The organism is Pseudomonas sp. Pme6b, from assembly GCF_058129925.1.
In genome coordinates this window covers 2,115,168-2,131,848 of record NZ_CM176704.1, presented here as the reverse complement: position 1 = coordinate 2,131,848, position 16,681 = coordinate 2,115,168, and the positions used below count along the sequence as shown (strand labels likewise).

Here is a 16,681-nt window from a genome sequence, read left to right as displayed (position 1 = left end):
ACGTGGCAGAGGAAAAGGAAACAGCTTATTGAGGTAGCACGACGCGCCTGCGTTACATAAAGCAATGGGTCCGCAGGCGCACGTCGCTCACATCAATTAACGGAAGGCTGGACGTTCTTTTCAACCCATGCAGCGAAGGCGTTGATGAACGTCTCCAGAAATGGCCGTGTCTTGTCGGACAGTGCGCCCGCTTCATCGAAAAAGCTTCCAGCGCCACCCAGGTATGCCTCAGGCTGCTGAAGGCACAGCACGTCCAGAAATACCAGAGACTGGCGCAGGTGATGGTTGGCACCAAAGCCACCGACAGCACCCGGAGAAGCGCTTATGACCGCGCCGGGTTTGCCGCTGAAAGCGCTTTTGCCGTAAGGACGCGAGCCCACATCAATGGCATTTTTCAGGGCACCCGGCACCGAACGGTTGTATTCCGGTGTTACAAAAAGCACGCCGTCGGCAGCGCCCAACTGGTCGCGAAATGCACTGTAGGCTGGCGGCGGAGAAGCGCCATCAATGTCTTCGTTATACAGAGGCAAATCGCCAATTTCGACGATATTAAGTTTAAGGCTGGCAGGTGCCAGCTCCGCGAGGGCAAGCGCAATTTTTCGGTTGATGGAGTCTTTTCGCAGACTGCCGACCAATACGGCAATGGTATGAACCTGGCTCATGAAAATATCCGTCATCTGATTAATAGGGAATATCAGGTATACAACAACAGCCGCCTTTAGACGACCATTGCCCTGGTCAATTCCCCGACGCGCCACAACCGCCCGGATTATTTTTTTCCTGCCGGCAAACTCACCTATAGATCAGTGGTCTACTAGCCTCGATGGATTCGTAAACCAGCAGTTATATTCAGTTTCAGAGGTTACAGAGCAAATGGCTTCAGTTCTCGTCGGACAATTTCATGCCAGAGACGCCGAAGGTCGCGTCTACCCGGTCCATGAATTCCAGGAATCGCAGCCGGGTGAGGTGCAGGGCGGGCAGCCGGTAATCACTTACAGACTGGCAATTGGTGACCGGGTCAAGCATTTGGGCGGTGAAGACTTTCAACTGGTGCAATCGGGCGTGAAAATCACCCGTACAACGCCGTAATACAAACAGAACTCCCGCTCGAGCTACCGCTGCCAGCGGGAAGTTGCTAGTCAGAAAAGATCAGATACCAGAAAATTGCCGTTTCACGTGTATTGGGATCTATGCCTCGATAGCGCATATGGTCCACCCCGCCTACCACGTATCCACAACGCTCATACAACCTGCAGGCACCCAGGTTATTGTTCTGGGTTTCCAGAACGATGCCGGGCAGATTGCGCTTGCGGCTCCAGAATTGAGCGACATCGAGCAATGAGCGCGCGACCCCATGACGACGCGCCGACTCGTCTACCGCCAATTCATCGATGTAGGCGAACCCGCTCCAGTGAGTGCTCATCACGATATGGCCAACCGGGCGGTCATCCAGCCAGGCCACCATCACCGAACTCGTGGCGGCATCGCGATGATCGGCAAACTCCTGAGAATCGATACCATAATTCTTGCTGTACGGCTCGACCAGCTCAACCTGCCATGAATCAACGCTTTCGCCGATACGCGGTTGGGCATAGCCAAGCACTGTAAACGTGAATTCGCTATTGAGAATGTAGTCCTCGAAGCATTCGTCTGCGATCCGAATGCTCAAGGCAGGGTTTGCCAGGTTCATGTCACCACTCGCTGGTTGCTGTCAGGAGGACGTCTGCGCTGCGGCTTCCAGCATTTGTACCCACAAAGCAGGTGCACCGGATGCCTTGGCAATGGTGCTCATACGGACTTCATGCTCGGCCAGTTCACTTTCCGAAGCACGAATGATGCGGCAAGGTTTGCGATCGGCAGGCAAACGGCGGATTTCGCTGCCTCGGTTGCCAGAGCCTTCACCGGAGCCGTTGCCGTCAGAGGCATTACCAGCCAGCGACAGGCTGGTCTGCCCGCCGGTCATCGCCAGGTAGACGTCGGCCAGAATTTCAGAGTCGAGCAGTGCGCCGTGCAGCTCGCGGCCCGAGTTGTCGACGCCGTAGCGCTTGCACAGGGCATCCAGACTGTTGCGCTGCCCCGGATGGCGCTCACGCGCCATCATCAGGGTGTCGAGGATCGAACAGTGCTGGGTAATATCAGCCCTGTCCTGCGAACCCATCAAGGCAAATTCGTTGTTGATGAAGCCAACATCGAACGCTGCGTTGTGAATGATCAGTTGCGCGCCTTTGATGAATTCGAAAAATTCATCGGCGACTTCGGCAAACCGGGGCTTGCCGACCAGAAATTCGTTGGTGATACCGTGAACACCAATCGCGCCTTCGTCACTTTCGCGATCAGGTTGCAGGTACACGTGAAAATGCCGACCGGTCAGGCGCCGGCCAATCAACTCGACACAACCGATCTCGATGATCCGGTGACCATCTGTCACCGGCATACCGGTGGTTTCGGTATCGAGAACGATCGATCTGTTATCCAGGTTTTGTAATGCCATTGACTGTCGCCTCATCTACAGGCCGCGATTCTAACACGCCATGGAAGCTGCGAGCCTGTCGGATCCATCCGCAATTGAAAGGGATAAACGTCAGCAGGCGCTGCAGGGATACAACGGATTCGGCGATTTTACCCGGAACTCGCCCGCCTCCCGAGTTGCATCATGAGTTGCGATAAAGGCAACAGAGTTCCGAGTTTGCGATGATTGCTGACGCGTCTGCCGCGTGTCCATACTCGACCCATCGGCAACAGGAGATCGATATGAGCCCTCTTTGGCAGCGCCTTCGCGATCAAGCCCGGCAACTGACCGAGCGCAACCCGGTACTCGGCGATTATGCGACAAGCCACCTGCTGGTCTATTCGACTTTCGAGGATGCGCTCGCTGCGAACCTTGCCCGACAGATGCAGGCCCAAGCGAGTAACGTGGCGCTGGAAGACTGGTTCAAGGCGATCATAAAGGCCAGGCCGTCCATCGCTCAGGCAGCAGCTGCCGATATCAACCATCTGGAAACAGTCAATCCTGCCTGCCCGGATCACCTCACGGCCTTTCTGACCTTCCGGGGCATACAGGCCGTTCAGGCATACCGCATCGCCCATGCACTGTGGGCTGAGGGCGATGAGCAAAGCGCGGTGCTAGTACAGAACTGGGCGGCCAACACCTGGAGCATCGATATTCACCCGGCGGCGCGGCTCGGCAAATCCTTGTTTGTCGACCATGGCATCGGCCTTGTTATCGGGGAAACCGCTGTAGTCGAAGATCAAGTGAGCCTCTGGCACGGTGTCACGCTGGGCAGCACCCTCAACGAAGCAGGCGACCGACACCCGAAAATCCGCAGAGGCGCACTTATTTGCGCCGGAGCAACCGTTCTGGGAAACATCGAAGTAGGAGCCAATGCCATTGTGGCGGCCAACTCGGTCGTACTCAAAGCAGTGGCGGCTGAAACGGTCGTCGCTGGCACACCGGCAAAGGTGGTGGGTAATGCCCCTGCTTTTCTGGCGACCTTTACGACAAAATCCAAAGGCTAATCAGGAGCTATTACCATGACAGCCGTTGCTCAATTTGCGCAGGGTATCGATCATCCTCTTGTCACCGTGCGTAATCATGCCGAGGCTCTGGAGCTGTATCGCAGAATGGGCTTCGCGCCGTCGCCGGTCAGCTACCACCCTTGGGGAACCGTCACCTCGTTGATGATGTTTCCCAGTAACTTTATCGAATTGATCGGCGTCGAAGATGCTTCGAAATTCGGCACCCACTCGGTAAACGGTTTCTGCTTCGGACGTCAGTTGGGTCAATTCCTCGACCGCGGCGAAGAAGGCGTTTCGCTGGTGGCGCTGCACAGTAAAGATGCCGACGATGACCACGCGCGTATGGCGGCTGCAGGGCTTGAAAGCCAGGGCCGTATTGATTTTCGCCGAAAAATGACGCTTCCCGATGGTCGCGACGATGAAGCCGTTGTTTCGCTGGCGCTCTTCATCGACCCGGAACTCCCGGACGCCTCCAACTTTATCTGCCATCAGCATCGTCCTGAGCTGATCTGGGTGCGCGGCTGGCAGAACCACCCCAATGGTGCAGACGGGATTCTGGCGATCACCTATCTGGCAGACCCCGAACGGCTTGAACCCCGCTGGCGAGCTATCTACGGCAATGCGGTGACATACAACGGTGCCGCCCTGGAGGCTGATACCCGATGCGGCGTATTGCGTGCCATCGACGCCGCGACAGCTGCCCTGGAATTTCCGGACGTCGAGCTACCTGCAATTACCAGGGAGCGCCCCCATGCGATTTCCATCCGGCTGCGCACCACGAGCCTCAACGATCTGCGCGCAATACTGGCGCGTAATGACGTGGCTCATCATGAAATACGGGGTCATGAAATACCGGACCGCGTCCTCGTGGCGCCGCACGCGGCAGGCAATGTCATCCTCGATTTCGTACAGAGTATCTGACTGAACGTCGACTGACGAATATCAGCTTTTTATGCCACGCACTTCGTCAACACCACGGTTGGCAAGCTGGTCGGCACGCTCGTTGCCGGGATGGCCGATATGGCCTCGTACCCACTGCCATTTCACGTTATGCCGGCTGACCTGTTCATCGAGCAGCTGCCACAGATCGGCATTTTTGACCGGTTCCTTGGCCGCGGTTTTCCAGCCGCGTTTCTTCCAGTTGACCATCCACTCGGTAATGCCTTTCATCACGTACTGAGAGTCGGTCACCAGCGTCACTTCGCAGGGACGCTTGAGTTCTTCGAGCCCGCGAATGGCACCCGTCAGCTCCATGCGGTTGTTGGTGGTGTTGGCCTCGCCACCCCACAGCTCTTTTTCGACACCCTTGCACACCAGCAGGGCACCCCACCCGCCCGGGCCAGGATTGCCCTTGCAGGCACCGTCGGTGAAGAGTTCAACGCTATCGCTCATTACGACCTTTCCAGAATGATGGGCTTCATGTGCAGCATGGCATTGCTCAGGAATGATCCTGAGTGTTGCGACTGACCTTGGCCATCGGCATGGGAATCAGCTTGCCGATAGGGTCGCGGCGTACCTGACGTACAGGCCTCAGGCCTACCACCAGTTTACGCGCCACCAGAAGGTAGAAGCCGCCACCGGGGCTCTGACGTCCTTCACCGAGGCTTTCGAGCCCAGCAAGGCGTGACTGCCATGCCGCTGAAGCAAGGGGCGGACGATAGCATCCGAAGCGCCGTTTCTCCAGCGCGAAGCCCAGCAGGTTCAGCCAGTCGGCGACCCGCGAGGATGAGATGCAGCGCGCCTTGCGCAGCCCATCCCGAGCGAACACGTGACGCATGCCCCAGGCGCTCCAGGGGTTGATGCCGATAATCAGCAAGTGCCCGCCCGGCCGAACACTGCTGGCCGCTTCACGCAGCAGCCCGTGGGGCGACAGACAGAAATCCAGACCGTGCTGCAGTACCACGACATCCGCCGCGTGCTCGCTCAATGGCCAGGCCTGCTCTTCGCAGACAATCTCGACGCCCGGCAATGGTGCTCCGAGCCGCACATTGCGTTGCACCTGCGGGGCAACCGGCGGCGCTTGCGCCGACGGGCCGTAATGCACCAGGTAGCCGCCGAAATACCGCCCCAGCTCTTCGTCGAGAATGCGCCGTTCCTCTTCGAGCAGAAGCTGCCCCAGCGGCCCGGAAAGCCATTCACGGGCAGCGCGGATCAATGCAAGCCACTCAGGATCAGCCTGAGCGAACGCTTCATCGGTCATGAGTTCTCCTCCAGAGGTGCTCGCGTACAGCGGCAACAGACTCTAAGATGCACCATTGTCCGCCGCTATGCGAACTGCGCCATGATACAGATCCACGCCCTTCCTGCTTTCAATGACAACTACATATGGTTGTTACAAGACCTTTCGAGCCAGCAATGCGCTGTGGTCGATCCTGGCGACGCGAAACCGGTGCTGGGCTGGCTGGCGGAGCATCCGGACTACCGGTTGACCGATATTCTCATCACCCACCACCACAATGATCATGTCGGCGGCGTGGCGGAACTCAAGCAGGCGACCCGGGCACGCGTACTCGGCCCTGCGGCAGAGACTATTCCGGCACGCGATATCGCACTGGTCGACCATGACCGACTGACAGTGCTCGGCCTCGAGTTTGTGGTGCATGCAGTTCCCGGCCACACGCTCGGTCATATCGCCTTCTACCATGAAGACGCTACAACGCCCTTGCTGTTCAGCGGCGACACGCTGTTCGCAGCAGGCTGTGGACGTCTGTTCAAGGGTACGCCAGAGCAGATGCATGACTCCCTCGAGCGTCTGGCCAAACTGCCGGACAGCACGCTGATTTATTGCGCCCACGAATACACGCTGAGTAATCTGCGCTTCGCTCAGGCCGTCGAGCCCGATAATCAGGATATTGCCCAACGCCTCGCCGAAGTCACCCGCTGGCGTAGTGAAAATCGCATCAGCCTTCCTTCAAACCTGGCTCTGGAAAAACGCACCAACCCGTTCCTGCGAACCCGGGAAACATCTGTTAAAGAAAAAGCGGACGAACGGAGCGGCGGGCAAAACACCTCGCAGAGTGCGGTCTTTGCCAGCTTGAGGGCATGGAAAGATAAGTTCTGACCTGACCATAAAACCGCAATAAAATTCTGAAAGGTTGACCGACGGCAGGCTGCTTCCTAGAATCGCCCGACATTTTCGTCTGGATGTACCCCCCGAACAATGTCGTCATCTATCAGCAAGCCTTCACATTCGGACGCATTGACTCGGTTGGCTCAGGCCATGGCTGTCACCGCGAGTGCGCTTTTGGCCGGTTGCCAGAGCACTGCCAGCGTCGACCCGGTCAGCAGCCATCGCACGCCTAATCTGGCCGCCGGCATCAAGCAAAAACCGATTTTCCTGTCTCACAAGCCCGTCACTCCCCTCGCCCCGCCACAAGATGTGTGGGAGCGCATGCGTCAGGGCTTTCAACTGCAACAAGGCAACGATCAAAACCCCCGTATCGACCAGCAGCGCCTGTGGTTCGCCAACAACCCTTCCTTTCTGGAAAACGCTGGCGAGCGTGGCAGCCTGTATATGCATTACATCGTCGAGCGCCTTGAAGAACGCAACATGCCGCTGGAGCTGGCTCTGCTCCCTGTCATCGAAAGCGCCTACAACCCGATGGCCGTTTCACGCAGCCAGGCTGTAGGTCTATGGCAGTTCATCCCCTCGACCGGGCGTTACTTCAACCTGCGCCAGACCAGCTTTTATGACGGACGTCGCGACATCCAGGCCTCGACCGTTGCCGCACTGGATTACCTGACCCGTCTGCATGACATGTTCAACGGTGACTGGTTACTGGCCCTCGCGGCCTACAACGCGGGCGAAGGCACAGTGAGCCGTGCCATCGAGCGCAATGACAAGCTCAACCTGCCGACCGACTACTGGAACCTGCCACTTCCGCAGGAAACACGGGACTATGTGCCCAAGCTGCTGGCCTTGTCCCAGGTGGTACTGTCGCCGGAAGCCTATGGCGTCAACCTCAATCCGATCGCCAACCAGCCCTATTTCGAAGTCGTCGAACTCAACAAGCGCGTCGATCTGTCCAAAGTGGCCAGCGCTGCCGATATTGACGAAGATAAGCTTATCCAGCTCAACCCTGCCTACAAGAAGCGCCTGACGGTCGATGGGCCTCAGCATCTGCTGGTGCCAACGTCCAAGGCGCAACTGCTGACTGCCAGCCTGCTGACCATGAAACAGGAAGAGCTGGTCGCCTGGCAGCCTTACCGCGTACGCAAGGGCGATACTCTGGAAAGCCTGGCGAGTCGCTATCAGGTCACGGTCAGCTCGCTCAAGGGCAATAACAAGCTGTCCGGCAACCGCCTGAAGGTCGGTCAATCACTGAGCATACCGGTCAAGCCGGGCATGCAGAATTCACAGCCCGTGTTCGAAGCGTTGGCCAGCAACGACAAGCCGTCACGTACCCGAAGTTACAAGGTGCGCAGCGGTGACAACCTGACCACCATCGCGCAAGCCAACAAGGTGGATGTCGAAGACCTGCAACGCTGGAACAAGCTGACCGGCAAGAAGCTCAAGGTCGGCCAGACGCTGGTCATGCAGGACACCAGCAAATCCAGCAGTAAAACGGTCGCCAGCGCCAAAGACGGCGAAAAGAAATCCATGCAGTACAAGATCCAGAAAGGCGACTCGATGTACCTGGTCGCCAAGCGCTTTAACGTCGAGATGCAACATCTCAAGCGCTGGAATCCACGTAGCGGGCAGGCCCTCAAACCCGGTCAGACCCTGACCGTTTACCTGCCGCACTGATGATCGCGGCCACTTGCCCTTCGATAACCTTGGGGCGGGTGGCCGATGCAGCCCCGGCTGCGCAGTCACCTGCAGTCTTTTTCCAGCTGGAACAAGCTGTTACTGTTAGCGACCCGAAAGCCCAAGTCGCCCGGATCGTGATACGTCCCTTCCTGCTAACCATCAGCCTGGCCTTGAGCTTCTGCGCCAACGCAGCCATCACAGAAAGTCATGGCTATGCGCAGTTTGGTGTTCTCAAGTACCCGGCCAGCTTTACTCATTTCGACTGGGTCAATCCCGAGGCGCCGAAAGGTGGCACCTTGAGAATGATGGCGTTTGGTACGTTCGACACGCTCAATCCTTACACATTCAAGGGCAGCAGCCCGGTCTCGACCGGAAACTTCCTGCAATACGGCGTCAATGAACTGAACGAGCCGTTGATGGTGGGCACAGGGCAGTACGACCCGTCCGGCGATGAACCGACCTCCAGTTACGGGCTGATCGCGCAGTCCGTTGAATACAGCGAGGACCGCAGCTGGGTGGTGTTCAACCTGCGCCCGCAGGCGCGCTTTCACGATGGCAAGCCCATCACCGCCTACGACGTGGCGTTTTCCTACCGAACGCTGCTCAAGGACGGTCATCCTCAATACCGCACCGCCTTGCAGGAAGTGCAGCGCGTCGACATCCTCAATCGTCATCGCATCCGGTTTGTCTTCAAGCGCTCTGGCAATCCGTTGCTGATTCTGCGTCTTGGGGAACTGCCAGTGCTGCCCCAGCATTACTGGAAGAACAGAGACTTCAAGGCGACTACCTTCGAACCGCCGCTGGGCAGTGGCCCCTACAGCATCACCCGCGTGCAGCCCGGACGTCAGCTGGTGTTCGAGCGGGTCAAGGATTACTGGGGCAAGGACCTGCCGGTCAACCGCGGCAAATACAATTTCGACCGGGTGGAAGTCGAGTTCTACCGCGACAGCGATGTGGCGTTCGAAGCATTCAAGGCGGGCGAATTCGATATCTACATCGAGCATCAGGCCAAGAACTGGGCGAATGGCTATAACTTCCCGGCAGTCGCAAACGGTCAGGTAATCAAGGCGCAGATTCCGCACCGCATACCGACCCAGACCCAAGGCCTGTTCATGAACACCCGGCGCGCGGCCTTCGCCGATATCCGCGTACGCGAAGCACTGGGGCTGTTGTTCAATTTCGAATGGACCAACCGCACACTGTTCAGCGACGCTTATGAGCGTTCGACCAGCTATTACCCCAACAGCGAGTTTTCCGCGACGGGCCTGCCGAGCGGGGCTGAATGGTTATTGCTGGCGCCTTATCGCGATCAGTTGCCCGCCAGTCTGTTTACCCAGCCATTTGCCCCATCGAAAACCGATGGCGGCGGCATCCCGCGCGACACTCTGCGCAAGGCCTTGAAACTGCTTGCCGATGCTGGCTGGACGCTGTCGGACAAGGGCTTGCTCAACGCCGACAAGCAACCGCTGCGCTTCGAGATCCTGCTGGTCAACCCCAACCTCGAACGCATCCTGCAGCCCTACATCGAAGACCTGCAACGCCTGGGTATTGATGCAGGGCTGCGCACCGTCGATCGCGCCCAGTACAAACAACGCCTGGACCGTTTCGACTTCGACATGATTCTCATGACCCTGCAACAGACGCTGAGCCCCGGTCTTGAGCAGTGGCAATATTTTCATTCAAGCCAGGCCGCGATCAACGGCAGCAAGAACTACGCCGGCATTGCCAACCCGGTGGTCGACGCCCTGCTGAACAAACTGCTCGGCGCGCAAACCCGCGATGAACAGGTCGCGGCTGCGCGAGCGCTGGACCGCGTGCTGCTGGCTCAGCACTACAGCATTCCCAACTGGTATCTGAACAATCATCGGCTTGCCTATCGCAACCGATTCGCCATGGTCACCACCCCGCCCTACACCCTGGGGCTGCGTGCGTGGTGGCTCAAGACTCTGGAGAAGCCCCGATGAACCCATTGCATTCCCTGCGCGCGCAAGCGGCCGGCCTGCTGTTGGCCAGCCTCGCCTGCACGGTACAGGCTGCGCCTCAGCATGGCGTGACGCTGTACGACGAGCCGCCCAAGTACCCGGCCGACTTCAAGCACTTCGACTACGTGAACCCGGATGCGCCCAAGGGTGGCACGTTCCGTCAGGCAGGCTTCGGCGGTTTCGACAGCCTCAACCCGTTCATCAACAAGGGCGTGCCGGCAGATGACATCGGCCTGATCTACGACACCCTGGCCCGTGCAAGCCTGGATGAACCGTTCAGTGAGTACGGGCTGGTTGCCGGTAAAATCGAGAAAGCCCCGGACAACAGCTGGGTACGCTTCTACCTGCGCCCGGAAGCGCGCTTTCATGACGGCCACCCGATGCGTGCCGAAGACGTGGAGTTCAGCTTCAAGACACTGATGGAGCACGGGTCGCCCATGTACAAGGGTTACTACGCCGACGTCGATCAGGTGGTCGTCGAAGACCCGCTGCGCGTGCTGTTCAAATTCAAGCACAAGGGCAATCGGGAGATGCCGCTGATTCTTGGCCAGTTACCCGTGCTGCCCAAACATTTCTGGGCAGATCGCGACTTCAGCAAGGGCAACCTGGACTTCCCGCTGGGCAGCGGGCCGTACAAGGTCGCCGATGTAAAAGCCGGGCGCTCGGTGCGTTATGAACGGGTCAAGGATTACTGGGCCAAGGACCTGCCGATCAATAAGGGCTTCTACAACTTCGATGTGCTGACCACCGACTACTATCGCGACAACACCGTCGCGCTGGAAGCGGGCAAAGCCGGGCAGTTCGATTATTGGGTGGAAACCAGCGCCAAGAACTGGGCAACTGCATATGACACGCCAGCAGTCCGGGATGGCAGGCTGATCAAGGAAGAGCTTCCCAATGGCAATCCGACGGGCATGCAGGGTTTTGTCTTCAACCTGCGCAAGCCGGTGTTTCAAGACGTCAGGGTCCGTGAGGCGCTGACTCTGCTGCTGGACTTCGAGTGGACCAACAAACAGCTGTTCAACGGCTCGTACAGCCGCACCAAAAGCTATTTCGACAACTCGGAAATGGCCGCCAGCGGCCTGCCGTCCGCCGAAGAACTGAAAATTCTTGAACCGTTGCGCGGCAAGATTCCGGATCGAGTGTTCACCGAACCCTTCACGCTGCCGGTAACCGATGGCAGTGGCATGATTCGTCCACAGCAACGCCGGGCCTTCCAGCTGTTGCAGGAAGCGGGCTGGAAGATCGTCGACGACAAGATGGTCGATGCCCAGGGCAACCCGGTGAAGCTGGAGTTTCTGATCGCCCAGACCGAATTCGAGCGCATTCTGTTGCCTTACAAACGTAACCTGAGTGATCTGGGCATCGAGCTGGTGATTCGCCGCGCCGACGTGTCGCAATACATCAACCGCCTGCGCTCGCGGGACTACGACATGATCGTCACTGGCTATCCGCAGTCCAGCTCACCCGGTAACGAGCAGCGCGTGTATTTCGACTCATCCAGCGCCGACAACCCGGGCAGCCGCAACTTCATGGGCCTCAAGGACCCGGCGGTAGACACGCTGGTCAACGGGCTGATCAACGCCGACTCCCGGGAAAGCCTGATCACCCATACCAAAGCGCTGGACCGCGTATTACTGTGGGGTTTTTACGTTGTACCCAACTGGCACATCAAAACCTGGCGGGTGGCTTACTGGAATCACATCGACCATCCCAAGGCCAAGGCGCTTTCCGATATCGGCCTGATGACTTGGTGGGCGAAGCCGAATGTCAAACCCGCCACCGCGACCCCGTCAGCCACTGATCAGGCCAAGCCTGCGAACGCGGAGCAATAACATGCTGGCTTATATTCTGCGACGGCTACTGCTGATCATCCCTACCCTGCTCGGCATTCTGATCATCAACTTCGTCATCATTCAGGCCGCACCCGGTGGACCGGTCGAGCAGATGATCGCCAAGATCGAAGGCTTTGATGGCGCTACCAGCCGAATTGCGGGTGGCGGTGCCGAGGTATCGGTGGCGGGCTCCAACTACCGTGGCGCGCAGGGCCTGGACCCGGCACTGATCAAAGAAATCGAACGCATGTACGGTTTCGATAAATCGGCACCGGAACGCCTGTGGATCATGATCAAGAACTACGCCACGCTGGATTTCGGCGACAGCTTCTTTCGCGATGCCAAGGTGATCGACCTGATCGTCGAGAAGATGCCGGTCTCCATCTCTCTGGGGTTATGGAGCACGCTGATCATGTACCTGGTGTCGATCCCGCTTGGGATCGCCAAAGCCACTCGCCACGGCAGCCAGTTCGACGTGTGGACCAGCTCGGCGATCATCGTCGGCTACGCCATCCCGGCGTTTCTGTTCGCGATTCTGCTGATCGTGGTGTTTGCCGGTGGCAGCTACTTCAACTGGTTCCCGCTGCGCGGGCTGACTTCGAACAACTATGACGAACTGAGCACTCTGGGCAAGGTCTTCGACTACTTCTGGCATCTGGTGCTGCCGGTCACCGCGCTGGTGATCGGCAACTTCGCCACCATGACCCTGCTGACCAAGAACAGCTTTCTCGACGAAATCAGCAAGCAATATGTCACCACCGCCAAAGCCAAGGGCCTGAGCAACCACAAGGTGCTCTACGGCCATGTGTTTCGCAACGCGATGCTGCTAGTGATCGCCGGCTTCCCGTCGGCGTTCATCGGTATCTTCTTCACCGGCTCGCTGCTGGTGGAAGTGATCTTTTCGCTGGACGGCCTGGGCCTGATGAGTTTTGAAGCCGCTATCAACCGCGACTACCCGGTGGTGTTCGGCACCCTGTTCATCTTCACCCTGCTGGGGTTGGTGGTGAAGCTGATCGGCGACATCACCTACACCCTGGTAGACCCGCGCATCGACTTCGAAAGCAGGAAGCATTGATATGAAGCTGTCTCCTCTCAATCGCCGTCGCTTCGAACGCTTCAAAGCCAACCGACGCGGCTGGTGGTCACTGTGGCTGTTCCTCATCCTGTTCGGCCTGAGCCTTGGCGCCGAACTGATCGCCAACGATAAACCGCTTGCCGTGCGCTACGACGGTCACTGGTACTTCCCGGTGCTGGAGCGTTACCCGGAGACCACCTTCGGCGGCGAATTCCCGCTGGAAGCCAATTACAAGAGCCCGTACATCAAGGAATTGCTCGCGGCGAAGGATGGCTGGACCCTGTGGGCGCCCATCCCGTTCAGTTACCAGAGCATCAACTACGACCTGAAAGTCCCCGCCCCTGCGCCACCGTCCCGGGAAAACCTGCTGGGCACCGACGATCAGGGCCGTGATGTGTTGGCACGAGTGATCTACGGCTTCAGGATTTCCGTGCTGTTCGCCCTGACCCTGACCATCCTCAGTTCGATCATCGGCGTCATCGCCGGTGCCCTGCAGGGTTTCTATGGCGGCTGGGTCGACCTGCTGGGCCAGCGTTTTCTGGAGGTGTGGTCGGGCCTGCCCGTGCTGTATCTGTTGATCATTCTCGCCAGCTTCGTGCAACCCAACTTCTGGTGGCTGCTGGGCATCATGCTGCTGTTCTCCTGGATGAACCTGGTGGACGTGGTGCGTGCCGAGTTCCTGCGTGGCCGGAATCTGGAATATGTAAGAGCCGCGCGAGCGCTGGGCATGGAGAACGGCGCGATCATGTTCCGCCATATCCTGCCCAACGCCATGGTCTCGACCATGACCTTCATGCCGTTCATCCTCACCGGGGCCATCGGCACCTTGACTGCACTGGACTTCCTGGGCTTCGGCCTGCCCGCCGGATCGCCTTCGCTGGGCGAACTGGTGGCGCAGGGCAAATCCAACCTGCAGGCACCCTGGCTGGGCATCAGCGCGTTCGCTGTGCTGGCCATTATGCTGAGCCTGCTGGTGTTCATCGGCGAATCTGCCCGCGATGCTTTCGACCCAAGGAAATAAGATGAGCAATGACAATCTGATCGAAATCCGCGATCTGGCGGTCGAGTTCGTGACGGGCGACTCACGGCAACGGGTGGTCGAGAACATCAGCTTTGACATCCGTCGGGGTGAAACCCTCGCACTGGTCGGCGAAAGCGGCTCGGGCAAATCGGTTACAGCGCATTCGATCCTGCGCCTGCTGCCCTACCCCATTGCCAGTCATCCGAGCGGCACTATCCGCTACGGCGGTGAAGACCTGCTGAAAGTGGAAGAGAAAAAGCTGCGCTCGATCCGTGGCAACCGTATCGCCATGATCTTCCAGGAACCGATGACTTCGCTGAACCCGCTGCACTCGGTCGAAAAACAAATCAACGAGGTGCTGGGCCTGCACAAGGGCCTGACCGGCAAGGACGCCACCAAACGCACGCTGGAGCTTCTTGAGCTGGTAGGCATCCCCGAGCCACACAAACGGCTCAAAGCCTTGCCACACGAGCTTTCAGGCGGCCAACGCCAGCGTGTAATGATAGCGATGGCACTGGCCAACGAGCCGGAGCTGCTGATTGCCGACGAACCGACTACTGCACTGGACGTCACGGTACAGCTGAAAATTCTTGAGTTGCTCAAGCAATTGCAGGCTCGTCTGGGCATGGCGTTGTTACTTATCAGCCACGATTTGAACGTGGTAAGGCAAATAGCCAACCGAGTATGTGTCATGCAGCGCGGTTGCATCGTCGAACAGGCATCGTGCGAAGAATTGTTCCGTTCGCCGCAACATCCTTACACCAAAGTGTTGCTCAGCGCAGAGCCCAGCGGCGGTCCTTCGACCAACCCGGCCGGCGCCCCGCTGCTTGAAGTCGAGGACCTGAAAGTCTGGTTCCCGATCAAAAAGGGCCTGCTCAAGCGCACGGTCGACCACGTCAAGGCGGTGGACGGCATACGCTTCAGCCTGCCGCAAGGGCAAACACTGGGCATCGTGGGTGAAAGCGGGTCGGGCAAATCGACGCTGGGGCTGGCGATTCTTCGGCTGATCGGCAGCCAGGGCACCATACGTTTCAAGGGCAACGCGCTAGAATCTCTGTCGCAACAGCAGATCCGTCCGCTGCGCAGGCAGATGCAGGTGGTGTTCCAGGACCCGTTTGGTAGTTTGAGCCCGCGTATGTCAGTGGGTGAAATCGTTGGCGAAGGCTTGCGAATCCATGGCATGGGCACGGCCGCCGAGCAACAGACGGCGATCATCGAAGCACTCAGGGAGGTTGGCCTGGATCCGGATACCCGGCACCGCTACCCTCACGAGTTCTCCGGTGGCCAACGGCAGAGGATCGCCATTGCACGTGCGCTGGTATTGAAACCGGCGCTTATCTTGCTGGACGAGCCGACGTCAGCCCTAGACCGGACCGTACAGCGTCAGGTCGTCGAGCTGCTTCGCTCGCTGCAAGCCAAGTACAATCTGACGTATTTGTTCATCAGCCATGACCTGGCTGTCGTCAAAGCGCTGAGCCACCAGCTGATGGTGATCAAGCAAGGCCAAGTGGTCGAACAGGGTGCAGCGCAGGACATCTTCGCCGCACCGCAACATCCTTATACACAGCAGCTGCTGGAAGCCGCCTTTTTGGCACCGGTAGCTGTCGATTAACCTGAAGAGGAACAACACATGGGTTTTCTCGCCGGTAAGCGCGTCCTGATCGTCGGTGTCGCCAGTAAACTGTCCATCGCATCCGGCATTGCTGCCGCCATGCATCGTGAAGGTGCAGAGCTTGCTTTCACCTACCAGAACGACAAGCTCAAGGGCCGTGTCGAAGAGTTCGCCGCAGGCTGGGGCTCAGGTCCTGAGCTGTGCTTCCCTTGCGATGTGGCCAGCGACGAAGAGATCACCAAGGTCTTTGAAGAGCTGAGCAAGAAGTGGGACGGCCTGGACGTGATCGTTCACTCGGTCGGCTTTGCTCCGGGTGACCAGCTCGACGGCGACTTCACCGACGCTACCACTCGCGAAGGTTTCCGCATCGCTCATGACATCAGCGCCTACAGCTTCGTGGCCCTGGCCAAGGCTGGTCGCGAAATGATGAAGGGCCGCAATGGCAGCCTCCTGACCCTGTCGTACCTGGGCGCAGAGCGCACCATGCCCAACTACAACGTCATGGGCATGGCCAAGGCCAGCCTGGAAGCCGGCGTTCGTTACCTGGCCGGCAGCCTCGGCCCGGAAGGTACTCGCGTCAATGCTGTATCGGCCGGCCCGATCCGCACACTGGCGGCTTCGGGTATCAAGAACTTCCGCAAAATGCTGGCTGCCAACGAGGCGCAGACTCCTTTGCGCCGCAACGTGACCATCGACGAAGTCGGCAATGCCGGTGCGTTCCTGTGCTCTGACCTGGCGTCGGGCATCAGTGGTGAGATCATGTACGTCGACGGCGGTTTCAACACCACCGCGATGGGCAGCATGGAAGAGTAAGACGGCAAGCGCCGCTCCTCGCGAGCGGCATTTTTCCGGCAGGCAACTTTCCTGCACTCAAAAAGAAGGCCGCTCAG

16 protein-coding genes are annotated in these 16,681 nt (G+C 58.6%); 11 read left to right on the top strand and 5 right to left on the bottom strand.

Features of this window, described 5'->3' with window-relative positions; all coding sequences use genetic code 11:
* Window positions 1-92: 92 nt before the first annotated feature.
* Complete coding sequence (locus AC4ANE_RS09800; protein ID WP_002552754.1) at window positions 93-662, bottom strand: NADPH-dependent FMN reductase; 570 nt, start codon at window positions 660-662, stop codon at window positions 93-95.
* A 211-nt stretch (window positions 663-873) separates the two neighbouring features.
* Between AC4ANE_RS09800 and AC4ANE_RS09795 the strand changes: the two genes are divergently transcribed.
* Window positions 874-1,089: a hypothetical protein gene (locus AC4ANE_RS09795; protein WP_002552753.1), complete on the top strand. Its 216-nt coding sequence runs from the start codon at window positions 874-876 to the stop codon at window positions 1,087-1,089.
* Window positions 1,090-1,135: 46 nt separating this feature from the next.
* Here AC4ANE_RS09795 and AC4ANE_RS09790 read toward each other — a convergent pair whose 3' ends face one another.
* Both AC4ANE_RS09790 and dnaQ read right to left on the bottom strand, forming a co-directional pair.
* Window positions 1,136-1,690: a GNAT family N-acetyltransferase gene (locus tag AC4ANE_RS09790; protein WP_002552752.1), complete on the bottom strand. Its 555-nt coding sequence runs from the start codon at window positions 1,688-1,690 to the stop codon at window positions 1,136-1,138.
* 21 nt (window positions 1,691-1,711) lie between these two features.
* On the bottom strand, window positions 1,712-2,491 hold the full coding sequence (gene dnaQ / locus AC4ANE_RS09785; protein ID WP_002552751.1) for a DNA polymerase III subunit epsilon: 780 nt from the start codon (window positions 2,489-2,491) through the stop codon (window positions 1,712-1,714).
* Between the two features lie 260 nt (window positions 2,492-2,751).
* Between dnaQ and epsC the strand changes: the two genes are divergently transcribed.
* Together epsC and AC4ANE_RS09775 are read left to right on the top strand one after the other, a co-directional pair.
* Entirely contained in the window at window positions 2,752-3,516 is a 765-nt protein-coding gene (epsC, locus tag AC4ANE_RS09780) for a serine O-acetyltransferase EpsC (RefSeq protein ID WP_031594810.1), read from the top strand.
* 15 nt (window positions 3,517-3,531) lie between these two features.
* Window positions 3,532-4,437: a VOC family protein gene (locus tag AC4ANE_RS09775; protein WP_002552749.1), complete on the top strand. Its 906-nt coding sequence runs from the start codon at window positions 3,532-3,534 to the stop codon at window positions 4,435-4,437.
* A 21-nt stretch (window positions 4,438-4,458) separates the two neighbouring features.
* Here AC4ANE_RS09775 and rnhA read toward each other — a convergent pair whose 3' ends face one another.
* Window positions 4,459-4,908, bottom strand: coding sequence for a ribonuclease HI (rnhA, locus tag AC4ANE_RS09770; protein WP_002552748.1), 450 nt, complete (start codon window positions 4,906-4,908; stop codon window positions 4,459-4,461).
* 46 nt (window positions 4,909-4,954) lie between these two features.
* Window positions 4,955-5,716 (bottom strand): class I SAM-dependent methyltransferase, encoded by a 762-nt coding sequence (locus tag AC4ANE_RS09765; RefSeq protein WP_002552747.1) that lies wholly within the window; start codon window positions 5,714-5,716, stop codon window positions 4,955-4,957.
* A gap of 81 nt (window positions 5,717-5,797) precedes the next feature.
* Here AC4ANE_RS09765 and gloB point away from each other — a divergent pair, with 81 nt between their 5' ends.
* The 8 genes from gloB to fabI all read left to right on the top strand — a co-directional run bounded on the left by gloB (window position 5,798) and on the right by fabI (window position 16,604).
* Entirely contained in the window at window positions 5,798-6,577 is a 780-nt protein-coding gene (gloB, locus tag AC4ANE_RS09760; RefSeq protein WP_031594809.1) for a hydroxyacylglutathione hydrolase, read from the top strand.
* Window positions 6,578-6,676: 99 nt separating this feature from the next.
* Window positions 6,677-8,263, top strand: a complete 1,587-nt coding sequence (locus AC4ANE_RS09755; RefSeq protein WP_460408868.1) for a lytic transglycosylase domain-containing protein — start codon at window positions 6,677-6,679, stop codon at window positions 8,261-8,263.
* Window positions 8,264-8,400: 137 nt separating this feature from the next.
* On the top strand, window positions 8,401-10,230 hold the full coding sequence (locus tag AC4ANE_RS09750) for an extracellular solute-binding protein (RefSeq protein ID WP_002552744.1): 1,830 nt from the start codon (window positions 8,401-8,403) through the stop codon (window positions 10,228-10,230).
* Window positions 10,227-12,083: an extracellular solute-binding protein gene (locus AC4ANE_RS09745; protein ID WP_002552743.1), complete on the top strand. Its 1,857-nt coding sequence runs from the start codon at window positions 10,227-10,229 to the stop codon at window positions 12,081-12,083. Before AC4ANE_RS09750 ends, AC4ANE_RS09745 begins: the two co-directional genes overlap by 4 nt.
* Window position 12,084: 1 nt before the next feature.
* Complete coding sequence (locus tag AC4ANE_RS09740) at window positions 12,085-13,158, top strand: microcin C ABC transporter permease YejB (protein WP_002552742.1); 1,074 nt, start codon at window positions 12,085-12,087, stop codon at window positions 13,156-13,158.
* A 1-nt stretch (window position 13,159) separates the two neighbouring features.
* Window positions 13,160-14,179 carry an ABC transporter permease gene (locus AC4ANE_RS09735; RefSeq protein ID WP_002552741.1) on the top strand — a complete coding sequence of 340 codons (1,020 nt, stop codon included), beginning with the start codon at window positions 13,160-13,162 and terminating at the stop codon, window positions 14,177-14,179.
* Window position 14,180: 1 nt separating this feature from the next.
* Window positions 14,181-15,791: an ABC transporter ATP-binding protein gene (locus AC4ANE_RS09730; protein ID WP_031594808.1), complete on the top strand. Its 1,611-nt coding sequence runs from the start codon at window positions 14,181-14,183 to the stop codon at window positions 15,789-15,791.
* Window positions 15,792-15,809: 18 nt separating this feature from the next.
* Complete coding sequence (fabI, locus tag AC4ANE_RS09725; protein ID WP_004660733.1) at window positions 15,810-16,604, top strand: enoyl-ACP reductase FabI; 795 nt, start codon at window positions 15,810-15,812, stop codon at window positions 16,602-16,604.
* Window positions 16,605-16,681: the final 77 nt, after the last annotated feature.

Coding starts and splice junctions, on each gene's coding strand:
- AC4ANE_RS09800 (WP_002552754.1), bottom strand. CDS start 662: ATGAGCCAGGTTCATACCATTGCCGTATTGGTCGGCAGTCTGCGAAAA.
- AC4ANE_RS09795 (WP_002552753.1), top strand. CDS start 874: ATGGCTTCAGTTCTCGTCGGACAATTTCATGCCAGAGACGCCGAAGGT.
- AC4ANE_RS09790 (WP_002552752.1), bottom strand. CDS start 1,690: ATGAACCTGGCAAACCCTGCCTTGAGCATTCGGATCGCAGACGAATGC.
- dnaQ (WP_002552751.1), bottom strand. CDS start 2,491: ATGGCATTACAAAACCTGGATAACAGATCGATCGTTCTCGATACCGAA.
- epsC (WP_031594810.1), top strand. CDS start 2,752: ATGAGCCCTCTTTGGCAGCGCCTTCGCGATCAAGCCCGGCAACTGACC.
- AC4ANE_RS09775 (WP_002552749.1), top strand. CDS start 3,532: ATGACAGCCGTTGCTCAATTTGCGCAGGGTATCGATCATCCTCTTGTC.
- rnhA (WP_002552748.1), bottom strand. CDS start 4,908: ATGAGCGATAGCGTTGAACTCTTCACCGACGGTGCCTGCAAGGGCAAT.
- AC4ANE_RS09765 (WP_002552747.1), bottom strand. CDS start 5,716: ATGACCGATGAAGCGTTCGCTCAGGCTGATCCTGAGTGGCTTGCATTG.
- gloB (WP_031594809.1), top strand. CDS start 5,798: ATGATACAGATCCACGCCCTTCCTGCTTTCAATGACAACTACATATGG.
- AC4ANE_RS09755 (WP_460408868.1), top strand. CDS start 6,677: ATGTCGTCATCTATCAGCAAGCCTTCACATTCGGACGCATTGACTCGG.
- AC4ANE_RS09745 (WP_002552743.1), top strand. CDS start 10,227: ATGAACCCATTGCATTCCCTGCGCGCGCAAGCGGCCGGCCTGCTGTTG.
- AC4ANE_RS09740 (WP_002552742.1), top strand. CDS start 12,085: ATGCTGGCTTATATTCTGCGACGGCTACTGCTGATCATCCCTACCCTG.
- AC4ANE_RS09735 (WP_002552741.1), top strand. CDS start 13,160: ATGAAGCTGTCTCCTCTCAATCGCCGTCGCTTCGAACGCTTCAAAGCC.
- AC4ANE_RS09730 (WP_031594808.1), top strand. CDS start 14,181: ATGAGCAATGACAATCTGATCGAAATCCGCGATCTGGCGGTCGAGTTC.
- fabI (WP_004660733.1), top strand. CDS start 15,810: ATGGGTTTTCTCGCCGGTAAGCGCGTCCTGATCGTCGGTGTCGCCAGT.